26 protein-coding genes are annotated in these 26,513 nt (G+C 67.3%); 19 read left to right on the forward strand and 7 right to left on the reverse strand.

All coding sequences use genetic code 11. The features are described 5' to 3' along the window. Positions 1 to 4: 4 nt before the first annotated feature. From prcB to DMB86_RS11450, 12 genes are all read left to right on the forward strand, one after another. The gene (prcB, locus tag DMB86_RS11395) at positions 5 to 826 is read left to right on the forward strand and encodes a proteasome subunit beta (protein WP_113717917.1); all 822 of its coding nucleotides are present in this window, start codon (positions 5 to 7) and stop codon (positions 824 to 826) included. A 2-nt stretch (positions 827 to 828) separates the two neighbouring features. Next, a complete protein-coding gene (gene prcA / locus DMB86_RS11400) occupies positions 829 to 1,560 on the forward strand; it encodes a proteasome subunit alpha (RefSeq protein WP_113717918.1) in 732 nt (243 codons plus the stop codon). A gap of 2 nt (positions 1,561 to 1,562) precedes the next feature. Next, a complete protein-coding gene (gene pafA, locus DMB86_RS11405; RefSeq protein ID WP_113717919.1) occupies positions 1,563 to 2,936 on the forward strand; it encodes a Pup--protein ligase in 1,374 nt (457 codons plus the stop codon). Positions 2,937 to 3,126: 190 nt separating this feature from the next. After that, on the forward strand, positions 3,127 to 4,104 hold the full coding sequence (locus tag DMB86_RS11410; protein WP_113717920.1) for an FKBP-type peptidyl-prolyl cis-trans isomerase: 978 nt from the start codon (positions 3,127 to 3,129) through the stop codon (positions 4,102 to 4,104). Between the two features lie 23 nt (positions 4,105 to 4,127). Next, the gene (locus DMB86_RS11415) at positions 4,128 to 4,523 is read left to right on the forward strand and encodes an FKBP-type peptidyl-prolyl cis-trans isomerase (RefSeq protein ID WP_113717921.1); all 396 of its coding nucleotides are present in this window, start codon (positions 4,128 to 4,130) and stop codon (positions 4,521 to 4,523) included. Between the two features lie 190 nt (positions 4,524 to 4,713). Next, positions 4,714 to 6,828, forward strand: coding sequence for a helix-turn-helix transcriptional regulator (locus tag DMB86_RS11420; RefSeq protein WP_129545517.1), 2,115 nt, complete (start codon positions 4,714 to 4,716; stop codon positions 6,826 to 6,828). Between the two features lie 48 nt (positions 6,829 to 6,876). Further along, entirely contained in the window at positions 6,877 to 7,209 is a 333-nt protein-coding gene (locus DMB86_RS11425) for a hypothetical protein (protein ID WP_227878332.1), read from the forward strand. A gap of 22 nt (positions 7,210 to 7,231) precedes the next feature. Then, entirely contained in the window at positions 7,232 to 7,531 is a 300-nt protein-coding gene (gene tatA / locus DMB86_RS11430) for a Sec-independent protein translocase subunit TatA (protein ID WP_418202271.1), read from the forward strand. A 59-nt stretch (positions 7,532 to 7,590) separates the two neighbouring features. Further along, positions 7,591 to 8,385 (forward strand): twin-arginine translocase subunit TatC, encoded by a 795-nt coding sequence (tatC, locus tag DMB86_RS11435; RefSeq protein ID WP_113719517.1) that lies wholly within the window; start codon positions 7,591 to 7,593, stop codon positions 8,383 to 8,385. Positions 8,386 to 8,550: 165 nt separating this feature from the next. Continuing rightward, positions 8,551 to 11,424 carry a DEAD/DEAH box helicase gene (locus tag DMB86_RS11440; RefSeq protein ID WP_113717924.1) on the forward strand — a complete coding sequence of 958 codons (2,874 nt, stop codon included), beginning with the start codon at positions 8,551 to 8,553 and terminating at the stop codon, positions 11,422 to 11,424. 110 nt (positions 11,425 to 11,534) lie between these two features. Continuing rightward, a complete protein-coding gene (locus tag DMB86_RS11445; RefSeq protein ID WP_113717925.1) occupies positions 11,535 to 13,172 on the forward strand; it encodes an amidohydrolase in 1,638 nt (545 codons plus the stop codon). Positions 13,173 to 13,679: 507 nt separating this feature from the next. Beyond that, positions 13,680 to 14,411 (forward strand): polyprenol monophosphomannose synthase, encoded by a 732-nt coding sequence (locus tag DMB86_RS11450; RefSeq protein ID WP_113719518.1) that lies wholly within the window; start codon positions 13,680 to 13,682, stop codon positions 14,409 to 14,411. Positions 14,412 to 14,509: 98 nt separating this feature from the next. Here DMB86_RS11450 and DMB86_RS11455 read toward each other — a convergent pair whose 3' ends face one another. The 4 genes from DMB86_RS11455 to yczR all read right to left on the reverse strand — a co-directional run bounded on the left by DMB86_RS11455 (position 14,510) and on the right by yczR (position 18,101). After that, positions 14,510 to 14,851: an RNA polymerase-binding protein RbpA gene (locus DMB86_RS11455; RefSeq protein WP_113717926.1), complete on the reverse strand. Its 342-nt coding sequence runs from the start codon at positions 14,849 to 14,851 to the stop codon at positions 14,510 to 14,512. A 264-nt stretch (positions 14,852 to 15,115) separates the two neighbouring features. After that, the gene (locus DMB86_RS11460) at positions 15,116 to 16,051 is read right to left on the reverse strand and encodes an SPFH domain-containing protein (RefSeq protein ID WP_113717927.1); all 936 of its coding nucleotides are present in this window, start codon (positions 16,049 to 16,051) and stop codon (positions 15,116 to 15,118) included. 91 nt (positions 16,052 to 16,142) lie between these two features. Beyond that, complete coding sequence (locus DMB86_RS11465; RefSeq protein WP_113717928.1) at positions 16,143 to 16,628, reverse strand: NfeD family protein; 486 nt, start codon at positions 16,626 to 16,628, stop codon at positions 16,143 to 16,145. A gap of 63 nt (positions 16,629 to 16,691) precedes the next feature. Then, entirely contained in the window at positions 16,692 to 18,101 is a 1,410-nt protein-coding gene (yczR, locus tag DMB86_RS11470; protein ID WP_113717929.1) for a MocR-like transcription factor YczR, read from the reverse strand. Positions 18,102 to 18,160: 59 nt separating this feature from the next. Here yczR and yczE point away from each other — a divergent pair, with 59 nt between their 5' ends. Next, on the forward strand, positions 18,161 to 18,868 hold the full coding sequence (gene yczE / locus DMB86_RS11475; protein WP_227878334.1) for a membrane protein YczE: 708 nt from the start codon (positions 18,161 to 18,163) through the stop codon (positions 18,866 to 18,868). Between the two features lie 91 nt (positions 18,869 to 18,959). Here the strand turns inward: yczE and DMB86_RS11480 are convergent, their stop codons facing one another. The 3 genes from DMB86_RS11480 to DMB86_RS11490 all read right to left on the reverse strand — a co-directional run bounded on the left by DMB86_RS11480 (position 18,960) and on the right by DMB86_RS11490 (position 20,821). Beyond that, positions 18,960 to 19,904 carry a methyltransferase domain-containing protein gene (locus tag DMB86_RS11480; RefSeq protein WP_113717930.1) on the reverse strand — a complete coding sequence of 315 codons (945 nt, stop codon included), beginning with the start codon at positions 19,902 to 19,904 and terminating at the stop codon, positions 18,960 to 18,962. Between the two features lie 78 nt (positions 19,905 to 19,982). Further along, a complete protein-coding gene (locus tag DMB86_RS11485) occupies positions 19,983 to 20,639 on the reverse strand; it encodes a peptide deformylase (RefSeq protein ID WP_113717931.1) in 657 nt (218 codons plus the stop codon). Continuing rightward, on the reverse strand, positions 20,636 to 20,821 hold the full coding sequence (locus DMB86_RS11490; RefSeq protein WP_113717932.1) for a hypothetical protein: 186 nt from the start codon (positions 20,819 to 20,821) through the stop codon (positions 20,636 to 20,638). Before DMB86_RS11490 ends, DMB86_RS11485 begins: the two co-directional genes overlap by 4 nt. A 142-nt stretch (positions 20,822 to 20,963) precedes the next feature. On the opposite strand from DMB86_RS11490, the gene acnA reads away from it, so the two are divergent. From acnA to DMB86_RS11520, 6 genes are all read left to right on the forward strand, one after another. Next, positions 20,964 to 23,759, forward strand: a complete 2,796-nt coding sequence (gene acnA, locus DMB86_RS11495) for an aconitate hydratase (protein ID WP_113717933.1) — start codon at positions 20,964 to 20,966, stop codon at positions 23,757 to 23,759. 114 nt (positions 23,760 to 23,873) lie between these two features. After that, positions 23,874 to 24,416 carry a GNAT family N-acetyltransferase gene (locus DMB86_RS11500; RefSeq protein ID WP_113717934.1) on the forward strand — a complete coding sequence of 181 codons (543 nt, stop codon included), beginning with the start codon at positions 23,874 to 23,876 and terminating at the stop codon, positions 24,414 to 24,416. Positions 24,417 to 24,474: 58 nt separating this feature from the next. Continuing rightward, complete coding sequence (locus DMB86_RS11505; RefSeq protein ID WP_113717935.1) at positions 24,475 to 24,816, forward strand: phosphotransferase; 342 nt, start codon at positions 24,475 to 24,477, stop codon at positions 24,814 to 24,816. Positions 24,817 to 24,854: 38 nt separating this feature from the next. Beyond that, positions 24,855 to 25,337, forward strand: coding sequence for a P-loop nucleotide/nucleoside kinase family protein (locus DMB86_RS11510; RefSeq protein ID WP_171814313.1), 483 nt, complete (start codon positions 24,855 to 24,857; stop codon positions 25,335 to 25,337). Positions 25,338 to 25,351: 14 nt separating this feature from the next. Further along, positions 25,352 to 25,918 (forward strand): GNAT family N-acetyltransferase, encoded by a 567-nt coding sequence (locus DMB86_RS11515; RefSeq protein ID WP_227878335.1) that lies wholly within the window; start codon positions 25,352 to 25,354, stop codon positions 25,916 to 25,918. 177 nt (positions 25,919 to 26,095) lie between these two features. Further along, complete coding sequence (locus DMB86_RS11520) at positions 26,096 to 26,446, forward strand: VOC family protein (protein ID WP_113717936.1); 351 nt, start codon at positions 26,096 to 26,098, stop codon at positions 26,444 to 26,446. Positions 26,447 to 26,513: the final 67 nt, after the last annotated feature.

A 26,513-nucleotide genomic window follows, 5' to 3' on the forward strand; every position in this document is an offset into this window, starting at 1 on the left:
CCGCATGGAATCCCACCACAGGGGCGGCATCCCCTCGCTGGAAGCCGCCGGATCATCGTCGTCGTTCCTTGACTTTGTGACGCAGTCCAACCCGGCGCTGCTGCCCTTTGGCCGGAACCTGCCGGCCGGGCAGCTGCCGCCGACCCCGCACGGGACCACCGTCGTCGCCCTGACCTTTGCCGGCGGCGTGCTGATGGCCGGGGACCGGCGCGCCACCATGGGCACCATGATCGCCAACCGGCACATTGAAAAGGTGTTCCCGGCGGACCGCTACTCGGTGCTGGGCATTGCCGGGACGGCCGGGATAGCCATCGACATCGTGCGGCTCTTCCAGGTGGAACTCGAACACTACGAGAAGATCGAGGGCACGCTGCTCAGCCTGGAAGGCAAGGCCAACCGGCTCGGCGCCATGGTTCGGGCCAACCTGCCGATGGCGCTGCAGGGCCTGTCCGTGGTGCCGCTCTTTGCCGGCGTGGAGACCGGCACGTCCCACGGCCGGCTGTTCTCCTACGACGTCACCGGCGGCCGCTACGCAGAACGTGAACACCACAGCGTGGGCTCCGGCTCCGTCTTTGCCAGGGGCGCCCTGAAAAAACTCTGGCGCCCGGACATGGACCAGGACAGTGCCGTTGCCGTGGCCATGGAAGCGCTCATGGACGCCGCCGACGACGACGCCGCCACCGGCGGCCCCGACCTGATCCGCAAGCTCTGGCCCATTGTCTATGTGGTGACGGACGACGGCGCGACCCGGGTCCCGGCCGAATCCCTGGCCCCCGCGGTCCAGGCCATCGTCGACCAGCGCACCGCGGACGGAAGGGAGGCCTGAACATGGCACAGCAGTTCTATGTTTCCCCGGAACAAATCATGAAGGACCGCGCTGATTTTGCCCGCAAGGGCATAGCGCGCGGCCGCTCCGTGGTGGTGCTCAGCTTTGCCGGCGGCATTGCGCTGGTGGCCGAGAACCCGTCGCCCACGCTGCACAAAATCGGTGAGATCTACGACCGGATCGGCTTTGCCGCCGTCGGCAAGTACAACGAATTTGAAAGCCTGCGCCAGGCCGGGGTGCGCTACGCGGATGTGCGCGGCTACTCCTACGACCGTGCCGACGTGACGGCGCGGGGCCTGGCCAGCGTCTATTCCCAAAGCCTGGGATCCGTCTTCACTGCGGAACAAAAGCCCTTCGAGGTGGAACTGGCCGTGGTGGAAGTGGGCCTCACCCAGTCCGCGGACCATATCTTCCGGCTGACCTTTGACGGCTCCATTGCCGACGAACCGGGCTATCTGGGCATGGGCGGCGAGGCCGACCTGGTCCAGCAGCGGCTCGCGGATGCCTGGCATCCGGGCGCCGACCTGGCCGTGGCGCTGACGTGGGCGGTCGACGCCCTGCGCGCGCCCCGAGCCGCGGCGGGTGCGGAGACGGCTGATCCGCTGGGTCCTGCCAACCTGGAGGTGGCCGTCCTGGAACGCAAGGTGCGCGAAGTCCGGGGCACCCACCGGGCGTTCCGGCGCCTGGCCGCGGCCGACGTCGAAGGCATGCTCAGCGCCAACGGAAGGGAGTAACGGTGGACCGTCGCATTTTTGGCATCGAGACCGAGTTTGGCATCGCCTACTCGGCGCCGGGCTCGCGCCCGCTGTCGCCCGAGGAGGTGGCCCGCTACCTTTTTCGCAAGGTGGTCAGCTGGGGCCGGTCGTCCAACGTCTTCCTGCCCAACGGCTCCCGCCTCTACCTGGACGTGGGTTCCCACCCCGAATATGCCACCGCCGAGTGTGACGGGCTGGAGCAGCTGATCGCCCATGACCGCGCCGGCGAGCTGATCCTGCACGACCTTGTCATGGAGGCGCAGTCGCGGCTCACCCTCGAGGGCTATGCGGGGAAGATCTTCCTGTTCAAGAACAATGTGGACTCCGCCGGAAACTCCTACGGCAGCCACGAAAACTACCTGATCACCCGGCGCGGGGAATTCAACCGAGTGGCTGACATCCTGATCCCGTTCCTGGTGACCCGCCAGCTGATCGCCGGCGCCGGGAAGGTGCTCGGCCCCCAGCAGGGCGGCCACTTTGCGTTTTCCCAGCGGGCGGACCACATCTGGGAAGGCGTGTCCTCCGCGACCACCCGTTCCCGCCCCATCATCAATACCCGGGACGAGCCCCACGCGGACGCCGAACTTTACCGCCGCCTCCACGTGATTGTGGGCGACTCCAACATGTCCGAGACCACCACCATGCTCAAGGTGGGCACCGTGGACCTGATCCTTCGCATGATCGAGGCCGGGACCATCATGACGGACATGCGCATGGAAAACCCCATCCGCAGCATCCGCGAGATCTCCCACGACCTCACGGGCAAGCACGCGGTCAAGATGGCTGACGGGCGCACCATGAACGCCATCGACATCCAGCGTCATTACCTGGAAAAGGTGGCGGGATTCGTCCGTTCGCACGGGGCGCACAACGAGCTGGTTCCTCGGATCATGGAGCTGTGGGAGCGCACCCTGGACGCCATTGAAGGCCAGAATTACGCAGCCATCGACACCGAGATCGACTGGGCAATCAAGCTCAAGCTGCTCGGCGCCTACGCGGCCCGGCACGACGTCGACCTCGGCTCGTCCAGCGTGGCGCAGCTGGATCTGCGCTACCACGACATCTCCCCGGAGCGCGGCCTGTTCAACGTCCTCGAGCGCCGGGGCGCCGCCGCCCGCGTGACCAGCAATGAGGCCATTGCCCGGGCCGTCGACGAGGCGCCGTCCACCACCCGGGCGCAGCTGCGGGGCCGCTTTGTCCAGGCCGCGCGGGATTCCGGCCGCGACTACACGGTGGACTGGGTCCACCTGAAGCTCAACGACCGATCCCACCAGACCATCCTGTGCAAGGACCCATTCCAGAACACCGATGAACGCGTGGACGAACTTATCGCCTCCCTCAAGCCAGGATACTGACGGCTCCGGGCTGACGGCTCCGGCCTTGCCGGCGGTGGCCTGACGGCTCCGGCCTTGCCGGCGGTGGCCGTCCGGGGCGGACAGCTTTTATCCAGCTTAGGCAGTTAGGCTTGTTTGGTCCCAACGCCCACAACGCGTGGCGGGGCTGCACGTTTTGCCCCACCGACCCTGCCACAAGAAAGTGTCCTCTGTGCGCCGACTTCTTGCACTGCTTCTTCCATTCCTGCTCCTGCTGACCGCCTGTGGCGCGGGATCCCAGGCCACGACGAGCGGTTCACCAACCGCCAGCGCGGCCGTCACCATCCCGCCGGCCCATGCCGAGGCGCTGGCGTCCGTCAAGGTGGCCGACCAGGGCAAGAGCAAGTCGCCCACGGTCAGCTTCACCAAACCCCTGAAGATCACCGCTGAGTCGATGAAGCTGCTCAAGGACGGCACGGGAGCCGCCGTCAAGGACGGCCAGACGGTGGACTTCCATGAGATCGCACTGGACGCCGCAACCGGCAAGACGGTCGGTGAAAACTTCACCCAGGCCGCCGGCAGCACAGTGACTCTCAGCCCAACGTTCAAGAGCCAATTCCCGTTGGTCTACGCCACGTTCACCGCTGCCAAGGTCGGTGCCTACATTGCGTACGGCACCCCCGCCACGCCTGCTGTGGCCGCAACCGCCACGGCCGCGGCCCAGCCAGCCCGTGCCGCCAGCCTGAGCATCTTCCAGATCTCCAGCGCCAAGGATCCCGCCAAGCTCATGAGCGCCGACGCTGTCAAGGCCCTCGAAAAATCCGGCGGCCTGCCGACCGCGAAGTTTGACGCCAAGGGCGTACCCAGCATCACCATCCCGAAGAAGACGGCGCCGGCCGACCTCGCCGTCCAGGTCCTCACGGAGGGCAAGGGCGACGTCGTCAAGGCCAGCGACACCATCTCCGCCTGGTACACCGGCTGGAGCTGGTCGGATGCCAAGAAGTTCGACTCCGCCTACGACCGCGGGGCTGCCGCCTCGTTCAGCCTGGCGCAGGTCATTCCCGGCTGGACCATGGGCCTGGCCGGACAGAAGGTCGGATCCACCGTCCTGCTGACCATTCCGTCCTCCCTCGCCTATGGCGACTCACCGCAGTCCGGCCAGCCCGCCGGACCCCTGGTGTTCGTTGTTAAGATTGACTCGAAGAAGTAATCCACCCAACCCCAAGGAGCGCCATGTCATTTGGTACCCGCGACTACGACCGCACCAAGCCGGAAATCGACTTCCCGGACCACGACGTCCCCACTGAACTCGTCATTGAGGACATCATCGAAGGCACCGGCGCCGAAGTGGTCCCCGGCAGCACAGTCTCCACACACTACGTGGGCGTCGCCTTCTCCACCGGCGAGGAGTTCGACTCCTCCTGGGGCCGCGGCACCCCGCTGGACTTCCGCGCCGGCGTAGGCCAAGTCATCCAGGGCTGGGACCAGGGCCTGATCGGCATGAAAGTGGGCGGCCGACGCCGCCTGGAGATCCCCTCCGAGCTGGCCTACGGCTCACGCGGGGCCGGCGGGGCCATCGGCCCCAACGAGGCCCTGATCTTCGTGGTAGACCTCGTGGGCGTGCGCTAATCCCCACGCCCTCCCCGTTTGCAGGTCGCTAGCGACCTGCAAACGGGGACCCCTCGGGCGCGTGGGCCCACCACGCCCTCCCACGAGCGACCTGCAAACGGGGACCCAGGCGCGTGGGCAACAGACCGAGGCGTCATCGGTCCGCCGGCCACGGGCGGGGGAGCGCCCTGCCAGCCACTAGGCTGGTGGGGTGCCAAATAAAATCGACGCGGTGGAACGCCTGCTCAACCTGGTCATAGCCCTGCTGGGAACCCGGCGCGGGCGCAGCCGGAAGTTCATCCGCGAGAACGTCAACGGCTACGCCGGCCCCGCCGCCACCGCCGCTGAAGAAGCCAAGCTGCAGGGCTCCTTTGAGCGCATGTTCGAACGGGACAAGGACACGCTGCGACAGGTGGGGATCCCCATCCGGACCACCACCAGCTATGGCGACGATGACGAGGAGCAAACCCTCTACCGCATTGATCCGGCCGACTACCGGGTACCCGCGGTCCGCCTCGACGAACCCGCCATGACGATGCTGGCAGTGGCCGCGAACATGTGGAGCGGGGCAGCATTTAGCGAAGCCGCCCAGTCAGCGCTGCGCAAGGTGGCGACCCGCGCCGGCCTGGGCTGGTATGACGACGACACGACCGTCCAGTCACGCATCCGCACCCTGGAACCGGCGTTCGAACCGCTGTGGACGGCGCTGCGCGGGGGCCATCCCGTGACCTTCGACTACCGCGGGGCGGGCGCCGCCGAGACCGCCGCCCGGACCGTCCAGCCGTGGGGCCTGGGCAACAAATATGGCGAGTGGTACCTTGCCGGCCTCGACGTCGACCGTGGTGCCCTGCGGAACTTCCGACTGTCCCGCATCCGCTCCGACGTCGCCATTGACGTGGAGGGCCGCTTCGCGCGCCCCGAAGGATTCTTCATTTCCGAGGTGCTCCACAGTCTGGGCACGGGGGAGCCGTTCACCGCACGGGTCGAGGTTCCCGTGGGCGGCGCGCACTACCTGCGCAGCCGCGAGCGCACTGCCGTCGTCGGCGCGGGGAGACGTCCGGGGACGGAGGTCCTGTCCATCAGCTACCGGGAACCGGAGCTCATGGCCGACGACCTGGCTGCACTTGGCGCCCACGCCGTGGTCCGGGAGCCGGAAGAACTGCGCCGGGCGGTGGTCTCCCGGCTTCGGGCGGCCGCCGATGCGGCCGGGGATGACGACGCCCCTGGAAACGACGCCCCTGGCAACGGCGCTCCCGGCGCCGACTCCCCGACGTCACCCGACGGCCTGGGCCCCGAACTGCCTCGGAAAGACAGCAAAAGGACCGACTCCCGGGAGCGGCTGCTGAGGCTGCTGTCCATGGCACCCTTCCTGGTCGCCAACCCGGGCATCCCCGAGACGGAACTGGCCGCCGAGTTCAACCTTGCCCCCGCCCAGCTGGCGCGCGACCTTGAAACCCTCAGCGTCACAGGACTGCCCGGATACCTGCACGGGGACCTCATGGACGTCTTCACGGAAGCGGGCCAAGTGTTCATCCGCGACGCCGAGACGCTCTCCGCGCCGCTGCGCCTGACCCAGGAGGAGGCCTGCGCGCTGCTGGTCGGGCTTGACGCGCTCACCGCCCTGGCAGGCAGCACCGAAGCCGACTCCCTGCGTACGGCCATCGACGCCGTGAAGCGGGTCGCTGGCGGGGATGCCTGGCTGGCGGACGCCGTCGCACTTGCCCTGGTGGACGGACAGGAACTGGTGACCATAGCCGCCCTGCAGGCCATGATCCACGGCAGGACGGCCGCACGCATCACGTACCTGGTCCGCAGCCGTGACCAACTGACCGACAGGACCATCGAGCCGCGCCGCATCTTCTCCATCGATTCAACCTGGTACGTGCGTGCCTGGTGCCGCACCGCGGGGGAGCTGCGCAGCTTCCGGGTGGACCACATCCGCTCGCTGGCGCCGGCGGGGCCGCAGGAACATGGTGCAGGCGCGCCTGAGCCCCTTCCGCCCAGCGCCTACACGCCAGGCGCGGGGGACACGGAGGTGACCCTGCTGGCGGACGCCACCACGGCACGGCGCCTGGCCCCCGCGTACGACAGTGTGCTGCACCAGCCGGGCGCCGGCCGGGAGGGCTTGCTGGGCCTGCGGGTTCTGGTGGGGGAGCCGTCCACCGTGCCCCCGCTCATGGCCAGGCTGGCCGGGCACGCGCGCGTCCTGGCACCGGAGGCGGTCCGCCGCCAGGTGGACGAATGGCTGGCCGCTGCCCTCCGCGCGTATGAGCCGGATCACGCTGTGGGCGAAAGTGCACCGCAAACACCCAGCACCGATCGTTAGACTCGACGCATGCCTTGGTGGTCTTGGATCTTAATTTGGGTTGCGCTCGTGGCGCTGGCCCTTCTGTTTGCCGTTCTCATGGGTTTGAAGGTCTGGCGGGACGGGCTGAAGACACTGCATGCCGTCACGGCCGTTGGTGACGAAATGGGCGCATACTGGGCCAAACGTTCCAGTGCGGCTTCGGAGGCGCGGCCCGTCGCACCACGCACCACGGCACCGGGCGCGGCCGTCTTTGCAACACCGGAACAAATGAAGGATGATTATCTGGCGGCCAAGGAGGCCCGGCGATTTTCCCGGCTCCAACGGCGCGTCGCCCGCAGGAAAGAACGCGGACAGCTCCAATCCTTGCGCGACATCAAAGCACTTGAAGACGTAGGATGAACCAAAAGGAAAGGCGTTAACCGTGTCAATTTTTAGGGAACCTTGGGTTCTTGGCATCATCATTCTCGTGGCCATCCTCCTGTTTGCCGGGCCGAAGCTGCCGGGTCTTGCCCGCAACCTGGGCCAGTCCATGCGGATCATCAAGTCCGAGGTGAAGGAAATGAAGAACGACGGCAAGGAAGACAAGCCTGCCGCGACCCCGGAAGGCCCTGTTGCCGCGACCCCGGAAGCCCCTGTTGAGGGCAAGATCGTCAACAACCCGACCCAGCCGGGCAGCGCGTCGGGCAACGGGACCGGCACCGGTACCGGCGCCCAGTCATAGAAACCGCCGCAGCGACGGTGAACGCCTCGAAGGGCCGCAAGGCCAATCCCGAAGGCCGGATGCCGCTCAAAGAACACCTGATCGAGGCACGGAACCGGCTGTTCAAGAGCGCCCTGGCCATGCTGCCGGGCGTTGTCATCGCATGGATCCTCTACGATCCCCTGATGGCCGCCCTGACGCAGCCGCTTCAGGACATCAGCAGGGAGAGGGACATTGTTGCGTCCCTCAACTTTGCCGGCGTGACCACATCGTTCGACCTCAAGCTGCAGATATCGTTGATCCTGGGGCTTGTGCTGGCGTCGCCCGTGTGGATTTACCAGCTCTGGGCCTTCATCACGCCCGGGCTCACAAAGAAGGAACGCCGCTACACGCTGTCGTACCTCTTTGCCGCGGTGCCGTTGTTTCTGGCCGGCATTTATGCGGGCTGGCTGATTTGGCCCAACATCGTCAGGGCGCTGACCGCCTTCACCCCCAAGGGTGGCACCAACATCATGGAGGCCATCGACTACCTGCAGTTTGCGCTGCAGTTGATGCTGTTCATGGGTGTGGCATTCCTCGTTCCCGTGGTGCTTTTTGCCTTGAACGCGGTGGGCATCATACGCGGCGCAACCTACCTGAAGGCGTGGCGCTTCACCATCCTCGGCGTCACCATCGTCTCGGCCATGGCCGCACCGGGCTCGGACGTCATGTCCATGTTCTTCCTCGGCGTCCCGCTCCTGGTCCTTTATTTCGGCGCGATCGGCCTGTGCATGCTCAATGACAAACGACGCGACCGCCGCGAGGCGAAGAAGGCCGATGAAACCGCGGCCACCGCGGACACCGCCACGCCGATGTCCGAACTCGAGGGACTGTAGGCCCGGGGGACTCCAGGGGTGGAGGCTTTTAGGTCCCGGCCCGCGCGTCGTTCAGCACCGTCCGGCCCGTGAACGTCCGACACCGTCCGGCCCACACGCAGCTGGGGGCCGGTTGTACAGCTTCGTCACGCACGGGTACCGCGCCCGCTGACATAGGCTGGAAGCATGCCGATGAACGAACCCGCGACCCCCGCCGAGCGCTACGCTGCGGCCAAGCTGAACTCCGCGGATGCCGGCACCGAGTTTGGTGCGTTCAGACGGGGCTTTGACTTTGAGCTCGACGACTTTCAAATCACCGCCTGCCGGGCCCTGGTGGCCGGCCGCGGGGTCCTGGTCGCCGCCCCCACCGGGGCCGGGAAGACGATCGTGGGCGAGTTTGCCGTGCACCTGGCCCTGGCCCGCGGCAACAAGGCCTTTTACACCACGCCCATCAAGGCGCTCAGCAACCAGAAATACCAGGAGCTTGCCCGCAAGTACGGCACGGAACACGTGGGACTGCTGACCGGTGACACGAGCATCAACGCCGAGGCGCCGGTGGTCGTCATGACCACCGAGGTCCTGCGCAACATGCTCTACGCGGACTCGGACACGCTCTCCGGGCTGGCCTACGTCGTCATGGATGAGGTCCACTACCTGGCCGACAGGTTCCGCGGAGCGGTGTGGGAGGAAGTGATCATCCACCTGCCCACCGAGGTGTCCGTGATATCGCTGAGCGCCACCGTCTCCAACGCGGAGGAGTTCGGCGCCTGGCTGGGCACCGTCCGCGGCGACACCGCCGTGGTGGTCTCCGAGCACCGCCCCGTGCCGCTCTGGCAGCACGTCATGGTCCAGCGCGAGATCGTGGACCTGTTCGCCACCAACAAGTCCTTTGACGAAATCGCCGCGGAGCTTGAGCCGGGCACGGATGCCACCGCGGCGGCGGGGCGCTTCAAGGTCAACCCCGAGCTCTTGAAACTCGCGCGCAGCGAGTCGGGGCAGTCGCACCGCGGGAGCTACAACTCGCGCCGCGGCGGTCGGGACCGGCGCGGCAGCCGGGACCGCGGAAACGTCGCCGCACAGAACCCCAACGACGGCGGCCTGGTCAGGCGGGCCTCGCGCCCGCAGGTGATCCGTGCCCTGGAAAGCCAGGACCTGCTGCCCGCCATCACCTTCATCTTCTCCCGCGCGGCCTGCGACGCGGCCGTCCAGCAGTGCGCCGCCGCCGGCCTCTGGCTCACCACACCCGCCGAAAGGGCCGAAATCGCGGACCGCGTCGATGCCGCCTGCGCCGGGCTGCCCGATTCCGACCGCGAGGTCCTCGGCTTTTGGGGATGGCGGGACGGCCTGCTGCGTGGGCTGGCCGCGCACCACGCCGGCTTGCTGCCCAGCTTCAAGGAAGTCGTGGAGTCCCTTTTCGCGGACGGCCTGGTCCGTGCGGTGTTTGCCACCGAGACCCTGGCGCTTGGCATCAACATGCCAGCCCGCACGGTGGTGCTGGAAAAGCTGGAAAAATTCAATGGCGAGGCCCATGTGGGCATCACCGCGGGGGAGTACACCCAGCTGACCGGCCGGGCCGGACGCCGCGGGATCGACGTGGAGGGCCACGCCGTGGTCCTGTGGCAGCCCGGCACCGACCCCACAGCCGTGGCCGGGCTCGCGTCACGGCGGACGTATCCGCTGAACTCAAGCTTCCGCCCCACGTACAACATGAGCATGAACCTGGTGGCCCAGTTTGGCCGCCGCCGCACCCGCGACATCCTTGAATCATCCTTCGCGCAGTTCCAGGCAGACCGGTCCGTGGTGGACCTGGCCCGCCAGGTCCGGAGCCGCGAGGAGTCCCTCGCCGGCTACGAGAAGGCCATGAGCTGCCATCTGGGCGACTTCACCGAGTACGCCAAGCTGCGACGCGAACTTTCGGACCACGAGTCCGGCGCCTCACGGACGAAGGCCAAGCAGCGCCGGGCACGGCTGGCGGAGTCCCTGGCCGTCCTGCGCCAGGGGGACGTCATCATGGTGCCGGCGGGCAGGAACCCGGGCCCCGCCGTCGTCCTTGAGGCCGATCCCCACGCCCGCGAACCCCGCCCCGGGATCCTCACTGCCAACAAGGAACTGCGCCGCCTGGGCATCCACGAACTGGACGGGCCGGCCCTGCCGCTGGCCCGCGTGCGCATCGGCAAGGGCTTCAACCCGAAGGTGCCCAAGGACCGCCGCAACCTGGCCCAGCAGGTCCTCGATGCCGTGGCGGACGGCGGTGCCCTGCGCCCCGACCGTGCCGCCGCCTTCACCCGGCAGGATTCCGCCCGCAGCGAGGACGAGGCCATCGACATGCTGCGCCGCGCCGTGCGTGCCCACCCCTGCCACAGTTGCCCCGACCGCGAGGAGCACGCACGGTGGTCGGAGCGTTGGTGGAAGCTGCGGCGTGAGACCGACGGGCTGGTCCGCGCCATCCAACAGCGCACCAACACCATCGCCAAGACCTTTGACCGGGTCACTGACCTGCTCGCCGCGTACGGCTTCGTGGAGACGGACGACGCCGGGAACCTGCGTCCCAGCGCCGACGGCCAGCGGCTGCGGCGCGTCTACGGCGAGAAGGACCTCCTGATCGCCCTGGCCCTCCGCGACGGAGCCTTTGACGACCTCGACGCCGTCGAGCTGGCGGCGTTCGCGACCACCGTTGTCTTCGCCGCCAAGCGCGACGACGCCGGCGCCCGGCCCCGGATGCCCAGCGTCAGCCTCGAGACGTCCGTGGAGGCCGTGGTGCGTCTCTGGTCGGTCCTGGAGGACGCCGAGGAGTCCCACCGCCTGCCGCTGACGGGAGAGCCGGAGCTTGGACTGGTATGGCCCATGTACAAATGGGCCAAGGGGCGCAGCCTGCAGGACGCGCTCAAGGGCACCGAACTGGCCGCCGGCGACTTCGTGCGCTGGACCAAGCAGGTGGTGGACCTGCTTGACCAGCTCGCCAAGGTGCCGGGAATGGAACGCGGATTCGCCCGGTTGTGCATTGAGGCCATCACGCTGGTCCGACGCGGGGTGGTGGCGTACACCACCGTCGTTGACTAGCACCCCGAATCCAGTTCCGCGCTAGCCGATGTCTCACTCGGGCTGTTCCGCCCCGCGTGCCCCGATTCGGGGCGGCAGGGAATCCCCTTTTGAAAGGACCCTTCTTCGCCATGTCACTGACCATGTACCGCAACGGCTCCGTGTACAGCGCCGCCGACCCGTTCGCCACCGCCATGCTGGTGGACGGCGACACCGTGGCATGGGTCGGATCCGAGCACGCCGCGTCTTCCCTGCTTGACGCGCGCATGCGGCTCGTGGACCTCGACGGCACACTGGTCACGCCGGGCTTTGTCGACTCCCACGTCCATGTCACGGAGACCGGCCTGGCCCTTGATTCGGTGGACCTCTCGGGTGCCCGGTCCGTGGCCCAGGCGCTGGACCTGGTGGCCGCTGCGGCCGCCCGGGGCGCGGGCATATTGCTCGGCCACGGCTGGGACGACTCTGCCTGGGCCGAGCAGCGCCCGTTGACGGCCGCCGAGCTCGACCGCGCCACCGGCGGTCGGGAGGTCTATCTGGCGCGCGTGGACGTCCACTCGGGCGTTGTGTCCGGTGCCCTGGCCCGGCGCTGCGGACTGGCGCGGCTTTCCGGTTGGGACGGCAGCGGGCTGGTGACGGGGGATGCCCACGCGGCCGTCCGGGATGCCACGCGCCTGCTGGACGACGCCGCCCGCCGGCATGCACAGGAACGTGCCCTGCACTACGCCGCGGCCAACGGCTACGTTGCCCTCGCGGAGATGGCTGCCCCGCATGTGGGCTCGCCCGCCGACCTCGCCGCACTGGCTGCGCTGACCGCCGGCGACGCGCCGGTGGCCCTGCCGCAGGTCCTGCCGTACTGGGGGCAGGCGGTCTCCAGCGTGGAACAGGCACGGGAACTGCTGGCATCGCTGGGCACGCCGGTGCTGGGGCTGGCCGGCGACCTGAACATTGACGGTTCGCTCGGATCGCATTCGGCACTCCTGCGCGAACCCTACGCGGACCTTCCTGCCGGTGCGCCGGGCAACCGGGGCCGGGCGCACCTTGATGTCCAACAGGTCACCGACCACCTTGCGGCCGTGTCCGAGCTGGGCGTGTCCGGAGGGTTCCACATCATTGGCGACGGCGCCATGGACATTGCCTGCGAAGGTTTGGTGAAGGCCGCGGAGCGGGTCGGCCTGGACAAGGTGCGGGCGGCCGGCCACCGCTTTGAACACGCCGAAATGGTCGACGCCGGCGCCATGGACGTGCTGGCGCGCCACGCCGTGACCGTGTCCGTCCAGCCCGTCTTCGATGCATTGTGGGGCGGGGGGGATGGCATGTATGCGGGCCGGCTGGGTGCGCGGCGCGCGGCCGCCCTCAACCCGGTGGCGACGTTCTACGCGGCCGGGGTCCCGGTCTGCTTCGGTTCGGATGCCCCCGTGACCCCGCTGAACCCCTGGGCAAGCGTGCGCGCGGCGCTGAACCACCACCAGCCGGACCAGCGGATTTCTGCCCGGGCCGCCTTCATCGGCCACACGCGCGCCGGCTGGCGGGCCGCCCGCGGGTCCAACCCCATGCTGGGCCAGCTGGCTCCCGGCGCGCCCGCCAGCTTTGCGGTCTGGGAGATCGACCAGCTCATGGTCCAGGTCGCGGATGAGCGGGTGCAGTCCTGGTCCACCGATCCGCGCGCCGGAACGCCGTTGCTGCCGGCCTTGGACACGGAAAACGACCCCCGCTGCCTGCAAACGGTCCACCGTGGCCGTGAACTCTACGCGGCGCCGGATTTCCACTAGTTTTCGCCACGGCCGGCAGGACGGCAACACGCCGTGGCGGCCCGATTTTCCCGGGATCCGGCTCGCCGCGCTGACCTGCAGCGACGCGCATCCGTGCAGGTCAGGGCGGTGTTGACAGCCGCCGCGGCGGGAATTAGCTTTTATTGAAGTGGACAGCCCCACACGGGGGTCCCAGCCGGAACCGGCCTTGGCCAGCCTTGTTGGCAGTGCACGTTTCCGGCGCTTGGGAGATAAGTTCACGCGCCAGTAGAAAACAAACCGGACCGTCGGCCACCCGCCGCCGCCCAGCTTGGCCCGAAGGCGCGTGGACTTGTCTCTTTTTGCGTCCGCCCGGGCCCCCGGCCTGGGCCGGCCTCCACGCAACCTATAATGGGGACTTGGCGCCACGCGCCACCGGCACCCGCGCGCCGTCGTGCACCGCGTCTGCGTACACAGTTGCGGTAGCGGGCGGCTGGCGGCGCCATCCTTGTTTTCCCTCCACTTTTTCTTTACGGAAAGGCACCTGTGTTGCGTGTCCTGACAATCATCCCCACGTACAACGAGCTGGAGTCGCTGCCCAAGACGCTCTCGCGGCTGCGCGCGGCAGCGCCCCATGTGGATGTGCTGATTGCCGACGACAACAGCCCGGACGGCACGGGTGGCATTGCCGATGACTTCGCCGCCGCCGACCCGCAGGTGCATGTGCTGCACCGGGCCGGCAAGGCGGGCCTCGGGGCCGCCTATTTGGCAGGGTTCGCCTGGGGGCTGGAAGCAGGCTACGACGTCCTGGTCGAAATGGACGCCGACGGCTCCCACCAGCCCGAACAGCTGCCCCTGCTGCTGGAGGCCGTCGACCAGGGCGCCGATCTCGTCTTGGGCTCGCGCTGGATTCCCGGCGGGAAGGTGGTCAACTGGCCGCTGCACCGCAAGCTGATCTCCACCTGCGGCAGCCTGTACTCACGGATTCTCCTCGGCATCTCCGTGCGGGACATCACCGGCGGCTACCGGGCCTTTCGCCGAACCACCCTGGAAGCCCTCGACCTGGCCGCCGTCGACTCGGTGGGCTATGGCTTCCAGGTGGACATGCTGTGGCGCGTGTGCCAAAAGGGCATGAAGGTGGTGGAAGTACCCATTACGTTTGTCGAAAGGGAATTTGGCGCGTCCAAGATGAGCGGCAACATTGTCCAGGAGGCCATGTTCAACGTCACGAAGTGGGGACTGACGGCGCGCTGGAACAAACTGACCGCGCGGAACAAGTAGCCCGCCCACACACAAACTGACCCGCAGTAGTTGTCGAAAAAACGCGATTTCGCGCCGTTTTACGACAACTACTGCGGGTCAGTTGGGCTGACGGGAGCCTAGACCTTCTCGCCGCGCTTTTCGCGCAGGATTGCCAGACGGTCAGCCAGAATGGTCTCCAGCTCGGGAAGCGAGCGGCGCTCCAGCAGCATGTCCCAGTGCGTACGCACGGGCTTGTCGTTGGACGTGTCGGGAGCCTCGCCGTTGACCAGCAGGGCCTCCTTGCCCGTCTTGGAAACCCACACCGCCGGGATCTCCGCCTCGGAGGAGAAGGTTACAAACACCTGCTCGCCGTCCGCGCAGCGGTATTCCACGCGTTGCCGCGGTGCCGGCTCCACGCCGGATTCGGTCTCCATGCTCTGTGCGCCCAGGCGCATGCCGCGCAAGCTACGATCGCTCATGACTTCTCCCTCATGTTGTTGCCGGTTCACCAGCCGAACCGGCGGCCTGGCCGTGCTGCTCCCGTAAGGGGTCGGCACAGCCATCGTTCTGATTTGTTCAACGCATTGCCGGGCGCGGATGTTCCGCGGTTCCGTGCATGACGTGAAATATGTGGCCGGGCAATACGCCGCACGGCCAAACACCCATTATACGTGCTTGGCCGTTCGGTCCACACAGGCAGTCCCGGTTCACCGGCGCCCCGTGCGGTGCTTCTTCGGTGTTGCCTACGGCAGGGCATCCCGGGTGACGTCGGCGGCGTCGTCCGTGTCCGCGACGGTGGTGCCGAGCACGTTGCCGATGCCCTTCAAGGCCTCGCCCACCTCGCTGGGAATGATCCACAGCTTGTTCGAGGAACCTGAGGCAATCTTGGGCAAGGTCTGCAGGTACTGGTAGGCCAACAGCTTCTGCGTGGGGTTGCCTTTGTGGATGGCGTCGAAGACCTTCTGGATGGCCTGCGACTCACCGTCGGCGCGAAGAATGGCCGCCTTGGCGTCACCCTCGGCCTTCAGGATGGAGGACTGGCGCTCACCTTCAGCAGTCAAAATGGCCGACTGCTTGGTGCCCTCGGCCGTCAGGATAGCGGCGCGGCGGTCACGTTCTGCGCGCATCTGCTTCTCCATGGAGTCCTGGATGGACAGGGGCGGGTCAATGGCCTTGAGCTCAACGCGGCTGACACGGATGCCCCAGCGCCCGGTTGCTTCATCGAGCACGCCGCGCAGCTGGCCGTTGATCTGGTCACGGGAGGTCAGCGCTTCTTCAAGGTTCAGCCCGCCCACCACGTTACGCAGCGTGGTGGTGGTCAGCTGTTCCACGGCCTGGATGTAGTTGGCGATTTCGTAGGTGGCTGCCCGGGGGTCGGTCACCTGGAAGTAGACCACGGTGTCGATGGAAACCACCAGGTTGTCCTCGGTGATGACCGGTTGCGGCGGAAACGAAACCACCTGTTCGCGCAGGTCCAGCAGCGGCAGCAGCCGGTCAACAAACGGAATCAACACCGTCAGGCCGGGATTGAGCGTCCGCTGGTACTTTCCCAGCCGTTCCACGACCCCGGCACGGGCCTGCGGGATGATCCGCACGGACCGGACAAGGACAATAACGACGAATATCAGCAGGACAATAACAACGAAAAGCCACACTACTGCTCCGGCTCCACCTGGCATGAAATCCCCTCTTTTCTGTGTGAAGAATGCGTATGTCCGGTGCCTGATGGCACAGGTGAGTTAAGGGCCTGGCGGCTTCGGCTGAAGGGCGCTAGGCGGTGGTGGCGGCCGTTCCCGGCGACTTGTGCACGTTGGGGAAGCTGACGATCGCCGTCGCGCCGTCGATGGCGGATACCTCCACAGCGGCCCCCGCCGGCACGTCCGCACCGCCACGGGTGCGCGCCGTCCAGACATCCCCGCCGATCTTCACCAGTCCGCTGTTCTCGCTGACTGCCTCCAGGACCACAGCGTGGTGCCCGATCAGACGCTCGACGTTGGAGAGCGAGTCGGCCGGCCCGCGACGCAGGTGCGCCAGCGCCAACGGCCTGATGAGCACCGTTGTTGCCAATGCCACGACGCAGAAGATGACGATCTGCAGCCACAGCTCGGCATGGAACAGGAAGGCGACGAGGGCAGCCAGGGCGCCGACTGACATCAAGATGAAGTACAGGTTCAGCGTGAGCATTTCAGCGACTGCAAGCAGCAGGAAAACTGTCAGCCAGATGATCCAGCCGAAGTCATTGATCCATTCGAGCATTGAGTCCCCCTTTGTGACTTAACGTACAATTCAGCCTACTACGTATGGCTTGGAATATCCTGCTCAAATCACGGCCTGCAGCGGCATCCGCAGCGGGTCCGGCCCCACACTGGAGCTGATGCGGCCAAGGACCTTCACGGCGTCGCGCAACTGCTCGACGTCGTGGCCAAAGGGCAGGCGCAGAAACCGTTCAAAGGCGCCGTCCAAACCAAAACGCGGGCCGGGCACCAGGCCAAGGCCCTCACTGCGTGCGGCGAGTGCGAGCGCGGACGTGGACATGGTTCCGGTGTTGATCCACAGGGACAGGCCGCCGTCGGGCACGGCGACGTCCCATTCCGGCAGCTGTTCCCCCAACAGCTGGACCAGCATGTCCCGCCGCAGCTTCAGGTCCCGGCTCCTGCTGGCGGCCAGCACCGGGAGCTCGCGGACCAGGGACGTCGCCGCGAGCTGCTCCACCAGGGGCGTCCCCAGATCCTGCGCCGGGCGATGGCGCAGGATACGCGCCAGGACGTCCCTGGAGGCGCGGATCCAGCCGATCCGCAGCCCGCCCCAGGCGATCTTGCCCAACGACCCCAGCGTGATGACGCCCGGAGAGAAGCAGGCCAGGGGCGGCAGTGCGCCACGGTCGATGTCCAATAGCGCAGTGGTCTCGTCGGCAATCAGCACGGTCCCCTCACGCGTGGCGGCCGCCGCCAGGAACTCCCGTTCGGGAATGGTCATGCTCTTTCCCGTGGGGTTGTGGAAGTCGGGCATGAGAAAGGCCATGCTCGGCGCCGCGCGGCGGAGCTGCAGCTGCGCCTCGGACAGGTCCCAGCCGCCATCCTGGCTCACCGGGAAGGACAGCATCCGCGCGCCCACGGAGGCAAAGGTGTCCAGTGCGTGCGGGTAGGTGGGCTGTTCCACCAGGACCCTTTCGCCGGGGGAGTACAGGCTGCGTGTCACCAGGTTCAGTGCATGCTGGGCGCCGGTGGTCACCATGATTTGCTCCGCCGAGGTGGACAGTCCGCGGTTCCGGTAGCTTTGGGCAATGGCCTCGCGCAGGTCCGGCATGCCCACCATGTCGAAGCCGTCGTGGGCGAGATAGGCGGGCAGTTGTTCGATGGCGGCGGCGTAGGCGGCGGCCACGCCGGGGTAGGCAAGCGTCACGGCCTTCGTGAAATCCAGCGGCAGCCCGCTGCCGGGCGCGTGGTCGCCCCGTTCGAGTCCGGGCAGGACAAGGGTGCTGCCGGAGCCGCGCACGCTGGCGAGGTAGCCGTCGTCGCGCAGCTTTGAGTACGCCGCCGCTACAGTGGTGCGGCTCAGCCCGAGGGCACTGCTGAGCTCGCGTTCGGCGGGGATCCTGGTGCCGCTGGCGAGCCGGCCGTCCAGGAGAAGCACCCGGATTCTGTCCGCCAAGGCCCGGTAGGCCGGTCCGGTGGAGCGCCACTCGCCCAGCTCGCGGGCCAGGCGCCGTCCAGTAACAAGCGTGCTCATGAATCCACCTTAGGCGAATTGGCTCTACTGCATAAGGCCAGTTTCGCTAGGCTTGAGGAATGCAGCGCGTGTTCACCACCCAAAACCTTCCCGTCCGCCTTGTCCGCCTGCTGGCGGGCCTGTTCCTGTATGGGATCGCCATCTCCCTGATGATCCGAGGCAATATCGGGGCCTCGCCCTGGGACGTGTTTGCGCAGGGCACCTCTCGGACCACGGGAATCTCCTTTGGGCTGTGCACCATCATCATCAGCGGAATCGTCCTGTTGTTCTGGATCCCGCTCAAGCAAAAGCCCGGGGCGGGCACCATCGCGAACGCGGTGCTGGTGGGAGCGTTTGCGGACCTGGGACTCGCCGTGATTCCGCAGGCCAGCCACTTGCTGTTCCAGGTCCTGCTTTTTGCGGCGGGCCTGTTCATCCTGGCCTTTGCCACGGCGCTCTACATTGGCGCAGGCATGGGTCCGGGCCCGCGCGACGGGCTCATGACCGGGCTGGTGCGCGTCACGGGCAGGCCGGTATGGATGATCCGCACCGGCATCGAACTGACAGTGGTGGTCGTCGGGTTCTTCATGGGCGGCGTTGTTGGTGCCGGCACCGCCGCGTTTGCGCTGGGTGTTGGCCCGCTGACCCAGGTGACGCTGAAGTGGCTCCAGGTGGACCTGCACGGCAAGTCTTCCAGGACGCGCATGGTGGACATTGACGTTCCGGCAGCCATCCAGCCCGGAGAGGAAGCACTCTGCAGCGGCCAAGGCGAACCGCCCCTGCGTTGAGGTTGGAGCGCCCCGGGATCACCACCGCTCCGGCGTGAGGTTCGAGATCACCACCGCTCCGGCGTCGTGCGATCGGTGGTTATCTCGAATGTCAACGGGCGGGGACGTGGCTATCTCGAATGTCAACGGGGCGGGGGCGGAAGACTGAGAGGGTGAATTGGGCCGTCGCCTCCGTCAGCCGGGGCAGCGCTGCGGCCGCCTGTTCCACATCCTGCTGCGCGAGGTGGTGCCCGGCAGGTCCCATGAGTGCCACATTGGCCACGTCGGCAGGGGAGAGGTGCAGGGCGATGTCCACCGGCCGGCTGCTTTCCAGCTCAAAGTGCGCGTCCATGGAGGCTGCGAGGGCCGCTTCCTTTTCCGCCTGGATGCCCAGCAGGCCGGCCTGCCGGGCGATCTCCGCGAGATGCCCCGGCCGCGGCGTCACGACCACCAGCCTCCCGGCAGGCTTGAGCACCCGGGCAAACTCGGCGGCGTTCCTCGGCGCAAAGACCACCAGCACGACGTCGGCCCGGCCGGCCTCCACGGGCAGCGGCTGCCACAGGTCCCAGACCAGATTGGCGGCGGCGGGGTTGCGCCGGGCGGCCCGGCGCAGCGCGAACTTGGAAATGTCCAGCCCGACGGCGTCCACGGCCTCATCGCCGCCCAACTTGTTCAACAGCTGCTGCAGGTACCAGCCGGTGCCGGTCCCGGCGTCGAGAATGAGGGGCCGGTGCGCGGCTTCGGTCCCGTGCCGGGCCGCGGGCCGGCCGGGAGCTTCCAGCGCGCCCGTGAGGACGTTGCGCACCGTGCCTGCGAGCGCGTCGGCCAGTTCCCGGTAATGGCCGGCGTCGAGAAAGGCGTCGCGCGCTGCCACCATGGCCGACGTGTCGTGGGTGAATTTGGTGCCGTGCCCGGTGAGCAGGTTGACGTAGCCTTGGCGGGCGATGTCGAAGCTGTGCCCGTCGATGCACGCAAGCGCCGTCTCTCTGGGGAGGACGTCCATGAATTCAAGTCCGCAGACGGGGCAGATGAGGGCGTCGAGCACGCTGTTGTCCATGTTTTCATCCTAGGCTGGCGGCCGCTAAACCCTCGGTCCAGCCACAGGCCGCCCAGGGCTCAGCAGTGCAGGAGCTGCTCAGAAGTGCAGGACCTGGCGGGCCTCGGCGATGTCGGGCCGGGCCCAGTGGGCGGCGTATTCTTCATCGGAGGTCACCGAGCGCGTGTGTGCCCGGTCCAGGTACAGGGTGCCGGAGAGGTGGTCGGTCTCGTGCTGGGCGATCCTTGCCTGCCACCCCGTGAGTCGGCGGACGGCTGGGACCCCGTGGTCGTCGTCGTACGCCAGGTCAATGGTCGCGGCCCGGTCCACCACCGCCTGCCAGCCGGACATGGAGAGGCATCCTTCATAGTGCGACGCCGTCTCCGTCCCGACCGGCGTGCAGCGCGGGTTGAGGATGGCCAGGAATTCCAGGGGCCGGCGCTCGCGGGCCGCGGCGTTTTCCTCGGGAACGTCGTAGAGGTCCTCCAGGACGGCCAGCTGCAAGGGGATGCCGATCTGGGGCGCCGCCAGGCCGACGCCCGGCGCGGCGTGCATGGTGTCGCGCATGATGTCGATGAGCCGGGCCAGCTGCGTCTCGGGGAGTTGACCGGTGAAGGGCACGGCCTGGGCGCGCAGCACGGGGTGCCCGGCCTGGACGATGGCGGGCAGGGCGCCGGACTCCACGACGGCGGCAACGGCGGCCCGGACGTCGTCGGCCGTGAAAAGCTGCCGGCCGCCGGGGACGGGCCCGTTCACTGCCCGGCCTCGATGCGCCACGAGCCGACGGCGGTGTAGGCGCTGTCCCTGACGGTGTCCCCGGAGCCGGGCTCCAGCGGATAGTGCCTGACATTGCCGGCCCAGTAGCGCAGGATGCGCCCCAGTTCCTCGACGGGCGCGTCCTGGACGGCGTCCAGGTCAACTTCCAGGACGAACTTCATGGCGGGCTCCTCGACGTGCTGCGGATGGGTTTGACACCATTGTGCCAAACCCGGGCCCGCCTAAGCCCATCCTGCCTGCCCTTGCTATCCGCGGGCAGGTCGCTAGTGTGGGCTAAAACGGGTAGCTGCGAAAAGGAATGCCATGTCTTCCAACAGTTTCGATGCACGCGGTGAACTTACCGTCGACGGCCAGGTCTACGAAATCCACCGGCTGGCCGCGGTGGAGGGCTCGGCCCGGCTGCCATACAGCCTGAAGGTCCTGCTGGAGAACCTGCTCCGCAATGAGGACGGACGGCTGGTCACCGCCGAGCAGGTCCGTGCGGTGGGGAACTGGGACCCCGCGGCGGAGGCGAACGCGGAAATCCAGTACACGCCGGCCCGCGTGCTCATGCAGGACTTCACCGGCGTCCCCTGCGTGGTCGACCTGGTGGCCATGCGCGACGCGATGTCGGACCTGGGCGGGGACCCGACGAAGATCAATCCGCTGATCCCGGGGGAACTGGTCATTGACCACTCCGTCATTGCCGACGTCTTCAACGTCCCCACCGCGTTCTCCATCAACTCCGAGTATGAGTTCAAACGCAACCAGGAGCGCTACCAGCTGCTGCGCTGGGCCCAGCAGTCGTTCAACGACTTCCTGGTGGTGCCCCCGGACACGGGCATCTGCCACCAGGTCAATCTGGAATACCTCGCCCGCGTGGTGTTCACCAGGGAGCGCGACGGCGTCCGGCAGGCCTACCCCGACACCTTGGTCGGCACGGACTCGCACACGCCCATGGTGAACGGGCTGGGCGTGCTCGGCTGGGGCGTGGGCGGCATCGAGGCGGAGGCCGCCATGCTGGGCCAGCCGATGAGCATGCTGGTCCCGCAGGTGGTCGGCTTCAAGCTGACCGGCGAACTGCCCGAGGGAACCACCGCCACCGACCTCGTCCTCACCGTGGCCGAGCTGCTGCGCAAGACCCGCGTGGTGGGCAAGTTCGTGGAGTTCTTCGGCCCCGGCGTCGCGAACGTCCCCCTGGCCAACCGCGCCACCCTGGGCAACATGAGCCCCGAGTACGGCTCCACCTGCGCCATCTTCCCCATCGACCAGGAGACCTTGGATTACATGCGCCTGACCGGGCGCAGCGACCACCAGGTCAAGCTCGTGGAGGCCTACGCCAAGGAACAGGGCATGTGGCACGATCCCGGCCACACGCCGGACTACAGCCAGGTGGTCGAGTTGGACCTGTCCACCGTGGAGAGCTCCATCGCCGGGCCCAAGCGCCCCCAGGACCGGATTCCGCTGCGCAGCGCCAAGCGCGCCGTGCGCGGACTGCTGGCGGGGGAGTCCCAGGAAACGGCCGTGCTGGCGGGCGGGCTGGACGACGCCGGGGACGAGTCCTTCCCGGCCAGCGACCCCGTGGCCATCAGCGACAGGATTGCCCGCGACGAGCCGCCGCGCATCTTCGAGGACGACGGCGTCGAACTTGAGTGGCCCAGCGACCCGGCGGAGCTGGTCCTGGACGGGCAGGAGCTGACCCTGGACCATGGCGACGTGGTCATCGCGGCCATCACGTCGTGCACCAACACGTCCAACCCGTCAGTGATGATCGGCGCCGGGCTGGTGGCCAAGAAGGCCGTGGACCTGGGGCTGGCCAGCAAGCCGTGGGTCAAGACCACCCTGGCCCCCGGTTCCCGCGTGGTCACGGACTACCTTGACCGCGCCGGCCTCACGCCCTACCTGGAAAAGCTCGGCTTCAGCCTGGTCGGCTACGGATGCACCACCTGCATCGGCAACTCCGGCCCGCTCATCCCGGCCGTCAGCCAGGCCGTGAACGGCAACGACCTCTCCGTGGCCGCCGTCCTCTCCGGCAACCGCAACTTTGAAGGCCGCATCCACCCGGAGGTGAAGATGAACTTCCTCGCCTCGCCGCCGCTGGTGATCGCCTATGCGCTCGCAGGCAGCATGCACGTGAACCTGCTCAACGAACCCCTCGGCGAGGGCAAGGGCGGAAACAAGGTTTTCCTCAAGGACATCTGGCCGACGACGGCGGAAATCAAGTCCGTGGTCGACGCCAGCCTGGAGGCGCAAATGTTTACGGACGGCTACGCGGATGTGTACCACGGCGACGACAACTGGCGCGGCATGCACGTCCCCGAAGGAGACATGTTCGCCTGGTCCGACGAGTCCAGCTACGTGCGCAAGCCGCCATATTTTGACGGCATGACGCGCGAGCCCGCGCCCGTGCAGGACATCACCGGCGCGCGCGTGCTGGCCCTGCTGGGGGACTCGGTCACCACGGACCACATCTCCCCGGCGGGCAGCATCAAGAAGTCCTCGCCCGCCGGCCAGTACCTCCTGGAACAGGGCGTGGAACAGGCCGACTTCAACTCCTACGGCTCCCGGCGCGGGAACCACAACGTGATGATCCGCGGCACCTTCGCCAACATCCGAATGCGCAACCTGCTGGTGCCTGGGGTCGAGGGCGGCTTCACGAAGCGTTCGTCGGAGGGGGAGGTGGAGACCATCTTTGACGCGTCCAACGCATACCAGGCAGAAGGGACGCCGCTGGTGGTCATCGCCGGCAACGACTACGGCTCCGGGTCCTCCCGCGACTGGGCGGCGAAGGGCACCATGCTGCTGGGCGTGAAGGCCGTCATCGCGGCGTCGTTTGAGCGCATCCACCGCTCCAACCTGATCGGCATGGGCGTGCTGCCCCTCCAGTTCAAGGACGGGGAGACCGCGGAATCGCTCGGTCTGACGGGGTTGGAGACGTATTCGATTGTGGGTCTGGCAGGGGCGGATCCGCTGCCGCGTGAGGTCACGGTGCGTGTCGAGTCCGACGGCGCATCCCGTGACATCGCCACCACGCTGCGGATCGACACCCCGGCCGAAGAGGCCTATTACGTGCACGGCGGCATCCTGCAGTATGTGCTGCGCCAGCTGCTGGAGGCGTAGGGGGCGCCCGGCCGGCCGCCGTAGATGTTGACAACCCGGCTTAGTAAAACTTTGTTATGCAAACGGTAGCTGCCGGGGGCACAGATTCAGGGTGGAAACATGCATGATGGGTAAATGGAGAACATAACTACGGAACGACTTTTACTGCGGCCATGGCAAGACTCCGACATCGATTTTGTGTATGACCTGTACTCCCGATGGGTGGTCCAGCGCTTCATCGGCAACGAGCCACGCGTCATGGAGAGCCGCACGGAAGCGGCGGAGCGGGTTGCCCGGTTCAAGGCGGTCGACCACCCTGTGCACGGCATTTGGGCCGTGACGCGCAAGGAGGACGGGGCGCCGGTGGGAACACTGCTGCTCAAGCCCATCCCGTCGTCGGGGGAGGAGCCGCTCCAGCCCTCCGACGACGTGGAAATTGGCTGGCACCTGCATCCGGATTACTGGGGCAGCGGCTTTGCCTCGGAAGCTGCCGAGGCGGTCCTGGCCCATGCCTTCGCCCGCGGCCTGAACCGCGTGGTTGCCGTGACCAACCCGGCCAACGAGGCCTCCCAAAGCGTGTGCCGCCGTCTCGGGATGAAGGAAAAGGGGCTGTCCAAGAAGTACTACAACGCCACCTGCGCGTTGTTCGTGGCAAAGAACCCGTCTGTGGCCGCATAGCCCGCCCTGGTGGTCGGGCTTATCGAGACCCGGCCTTTCCCGCCGGAATAAGGATCCCATGACTGAACTTCTGCCCGGCGGCCACTTGAACGCCGTGGTGCGCGACGGTGCCAGGAAGCTCCGCCGGCTCCACGATGCCAGCATTGGCTTTGGCTTGGACGGCGCCGTGTGGCAGTCCCCGGCCAAGGTGCCGGCGGAAGTCATTTGCCACAACGACTTTGCTCCTCACAACCTGGCCTTTGACGATGGCATGCCGGTCGGTGCCATTGACTTTGACATGTGCTCGCCCGGCCCGCGGCTCGGCAAGCCGGAACTGAACGACGACGCCGGACCGTACGAGCGGGACGCCCGGTACCTGGCAGCGCTCAGAGAAGGCGAAGCGTCATCGCACGGCAGCTGATACTCGTCAACGGCCTGCCTGCGTCCGGAAAAACCACCTTGGCACGGGCCCTGGGAATCGAGTTGGGCATTCCAGTGGTGTCCAAGGATGCCGTCAAGGAACCGCTGGCGGACATCACCGGCAACACGGTGGGCAGCACCGCGCTGGGAGCGCTGGCTTCTGAAACCATGTGGCGGCTGGCTGGGCTGGTTCCCGGACGCGCCATCGTGGAGTCGTGGTGGTTTGCTCCGCGTGACCTCGATTTTGTCAGGAAGGGTTTGTCCACGGCCGGGAACCCGGCCATCGTCGAAGTCTGGTGTGATGTTCCGCCGGCACTTGCCTGGAAGCGGTATCTGGCCCGCGAAAGGCACGCCATCCACCCGGCCGGGCAGTCGTCATTCGGGCCTTGGGCCGAGTGGATGAAAAGCCCGCGGCCGCTGGGACTCGGGCCCGTGGTTCGGGTCGCCACCGACAGATCCGTTGATGTTGCTGCCTTCGCGGCGATGCTGGACAGCCATTTCGCGGGCAGCAGTGCCGGCTGAAGGAGGAAATTCCAGTGGAAACTCGAGGCTTCGCCACTTTTGCCACGGGGGACGGGGGAGTGGTGCCCGTCAGCGTGACGGTCCGCCGGGCGACAAAACTCGACATCCCGGTCATCCTGGACATCAATGCACGGGCGGGTCGGCCCGCCAACACGGCCGGCTCGCTGGCGCTGGCCATCGAGGACCCCGGACGGCTGGTGGTTGTCGCAAATGCGTCAGGCGGCATGGCCGGCTGGGCCAAGACGCACCATTGGAACCACCAGGATGGGGCGGCACCCGCCGGGCACTACCTGGGCGGCGTGACGGTCCTGCCTGATGTTCGACGGCGGGGCGTGGCCACCGCGCTCACCGACGCCCGGCTGCACTGGATCTGGCGGCGCAGTGATGCCGCCTGGTACGTGGTCAACGTGGACAACTTGCCGTCCATCGCGCTTCACCGGCGGTGGGGCTTTTCCGAGGTGGCGCGGGCTCCCCAATTCCACACCACGCAGTTCACCGGCGGCGTGGGCCTGCTCATGAAGGCTGAACGCGCGGCCGCCTGTTTGCCGCACAGCAATGACCCTGAAGGTGAGCACGGTTAGCAGCCAATGACGCGCCAGTTCAAAAGTGGCGCGTCATTGGCCGCCAACACAGCGCAGCTTCAAGGCAGCCCGCGATGGTTCGGGCAGGATTCAAGAAGCGCGCCCTGCACCGGGCACCTAGAGTTGGACGCATCAGAACAGCCAGGGCCGCGCAGGCCCGCAACCCAAGGAGTCGCCATGACCACCACCGAAGGAATCACGATTGTCCTGCACCCCGTCAGCGACCTCGAGGCCGCCAAGAAGGTCTATTCCGCCCTGCTGGGGATGCAACCGCAGGCGGACTCGCCCTACTACGTCGGCTTCGACGCGGCCGGCCAGCACATCGGGCTGGTGCCCAACGGCGGCCCGCAGGGGATGACCTCGCCGGTGGCCTACTGGCAGGTGGCGGACATCGAGGCGAAGCTGGCCGAGCTGACCGCCGCCGGCGCCACCGTGACGGAACCAGCCCACAACGTCGGCGGCACCCGCTGGGTCGCCAGCGTCACGGATCTGGATGGAAATGTCCTGGGCGTTGTCGAGGACCGGTGAGCAGCGCCGTCGTCCGTTCCCGCGGATAAAGTAGACACCAAAGCAGCAGGCCAAGAGAAACGAGCCA

The organism is Arthrobacter dokdonellae (genome assembly GCF_003268655.1).
GTDB classification, from domain to species: domain Bacteria; phylum Actinomycetota; class Actinomycetes; order Actinomycetales; family Micrococcaceae; genus Specibacter; species Specibacter dokdonellae.

What these genes read in the sequence shown, in the direction of transcription:
- prcB (WP_113717917.1), top strand. Translation starts at nt 5, where the DNA reads ATGGAATCCCACCACAGGGGCGGCATCCCCTCGCTGGAAGCCGCCGGA.
- prcA (WP_113717918.1), top strand. Translation starts at nt 829, where the DNA reads ATGGCACAGCAGTTCTATGTTTCCCCGGAACAAATCATGAAGGACCGC.
- DMB86_RS11415 (WP_113717921.1), top strand. Translation starts at nt 4,128, where the DNA reads ATGTCATTTGGTACCCGCGACTACGACCGCACCAAGCCGGAAATCGAC.
- tatC (WP_113719517.1), top strand. Translation starts at nt 7,591, where the DNA reads ATGCCGCTCAAAGAACACCTGATCGAGGCACGGAACCGGCTGTTCAAG.
- DMB86_RS11440 (WP_113717924.1), top strand. Translation starts at nt 8,551, where the DNA reads ATGCCGATGAACGAACCCGCGACCCCCGCCGAGCGCTACGCTGCGGCC.
- DMB86_RS11445 (WP_113717925.1), top strand. Translation starts at nt 11,535, where the DNA reads ATGTCACTGACCATGTACCGCAACGGCTCCGTGTACAGCGCCGCCGAC.
- DMB86_RS11455 (WP_113717926.1), bottom strand. Translation starts at nt 14,851, where the DNA reads ATGAGCGATCGTAGCTTGCGCGGCATGCGCCTGGGCGCACAGAGCATG.
- DMB86_RS11460 (WP_113717927.1), bottom strand. Translation starts at nt 16,051, where the DNA reads ATGCCAGGTGGAGCCGGAGCAGTAGTGTGGCTTTTCGTTGTTATTGTC.
- DMB86_RS11465 (WP_113717928.1), bottom strand. Translation starts at nt 16,628, where the DNA reads ATGCTCGAATGGATCAATGACTTCGGCTGGATCATCTGGCTGACAGTT.
- yczR (WP_113717929.1), bottom strand. Translation starts at nt 18,101, where the DNA reads ATGAGCACGCTTGTTACTGGACGGCGCCTGGCCCGCGAGCTGGGCGAG.
- yczE (WP_227878334.1), top strand. Translation starts at nt 18,161, where the DNA reads ATGCAGCGCGTGTTCACCACCCAAAACCTTCCCGTCCGCCTTGTCCGC.
- DMB86_RS11480 (WP_113717930.1), bottom strand. Translation starts at nt 19,904, where the DNA reads ATGGACAACAGCGTGCTCGACGCCCTCATCTGCCCCGTCTGCGGACTT.
- DMB86_RS11490 (WP_113717932.1), bottom strand. Translation starts at nt 20,821, where the DNA reads ATGAAGTTCGTCCTGGAAGTTGACCTGGACGCCGTCCAGGACGCGCCC.
- acnA (WP_113717933.1), top strand. Translation starts at nt 20,964, where the DNA reads ATGTCTTCCAACAGTTTCGATGCACGCGGTGAACTTACCGTCGACGGC.
- DMB86_RS11500 (WP_113717934.1), top strand. Translation starts at nt 23,874, where the DNA reads ATGGAGAACATAACTACGGAACGACTTTTACTGCGGCCATGGCAAGAC.
- DMB86_RS11505 (WP_113717935.1), top strand. Translation starts at nt 24,475, where the DNA reads ATGACTGAACTTCTGCCCGGCGGCCACTTGAACGCCGTGGTGCGCGAC.
- DMB86_RS11520 (WP_113717936.1), top strand. Translation starts at nt 26,096, where the DNA reads ATGACCACCACCGAAGGAATCACGATTGTCCTGCACCCCGTCAGCGAC.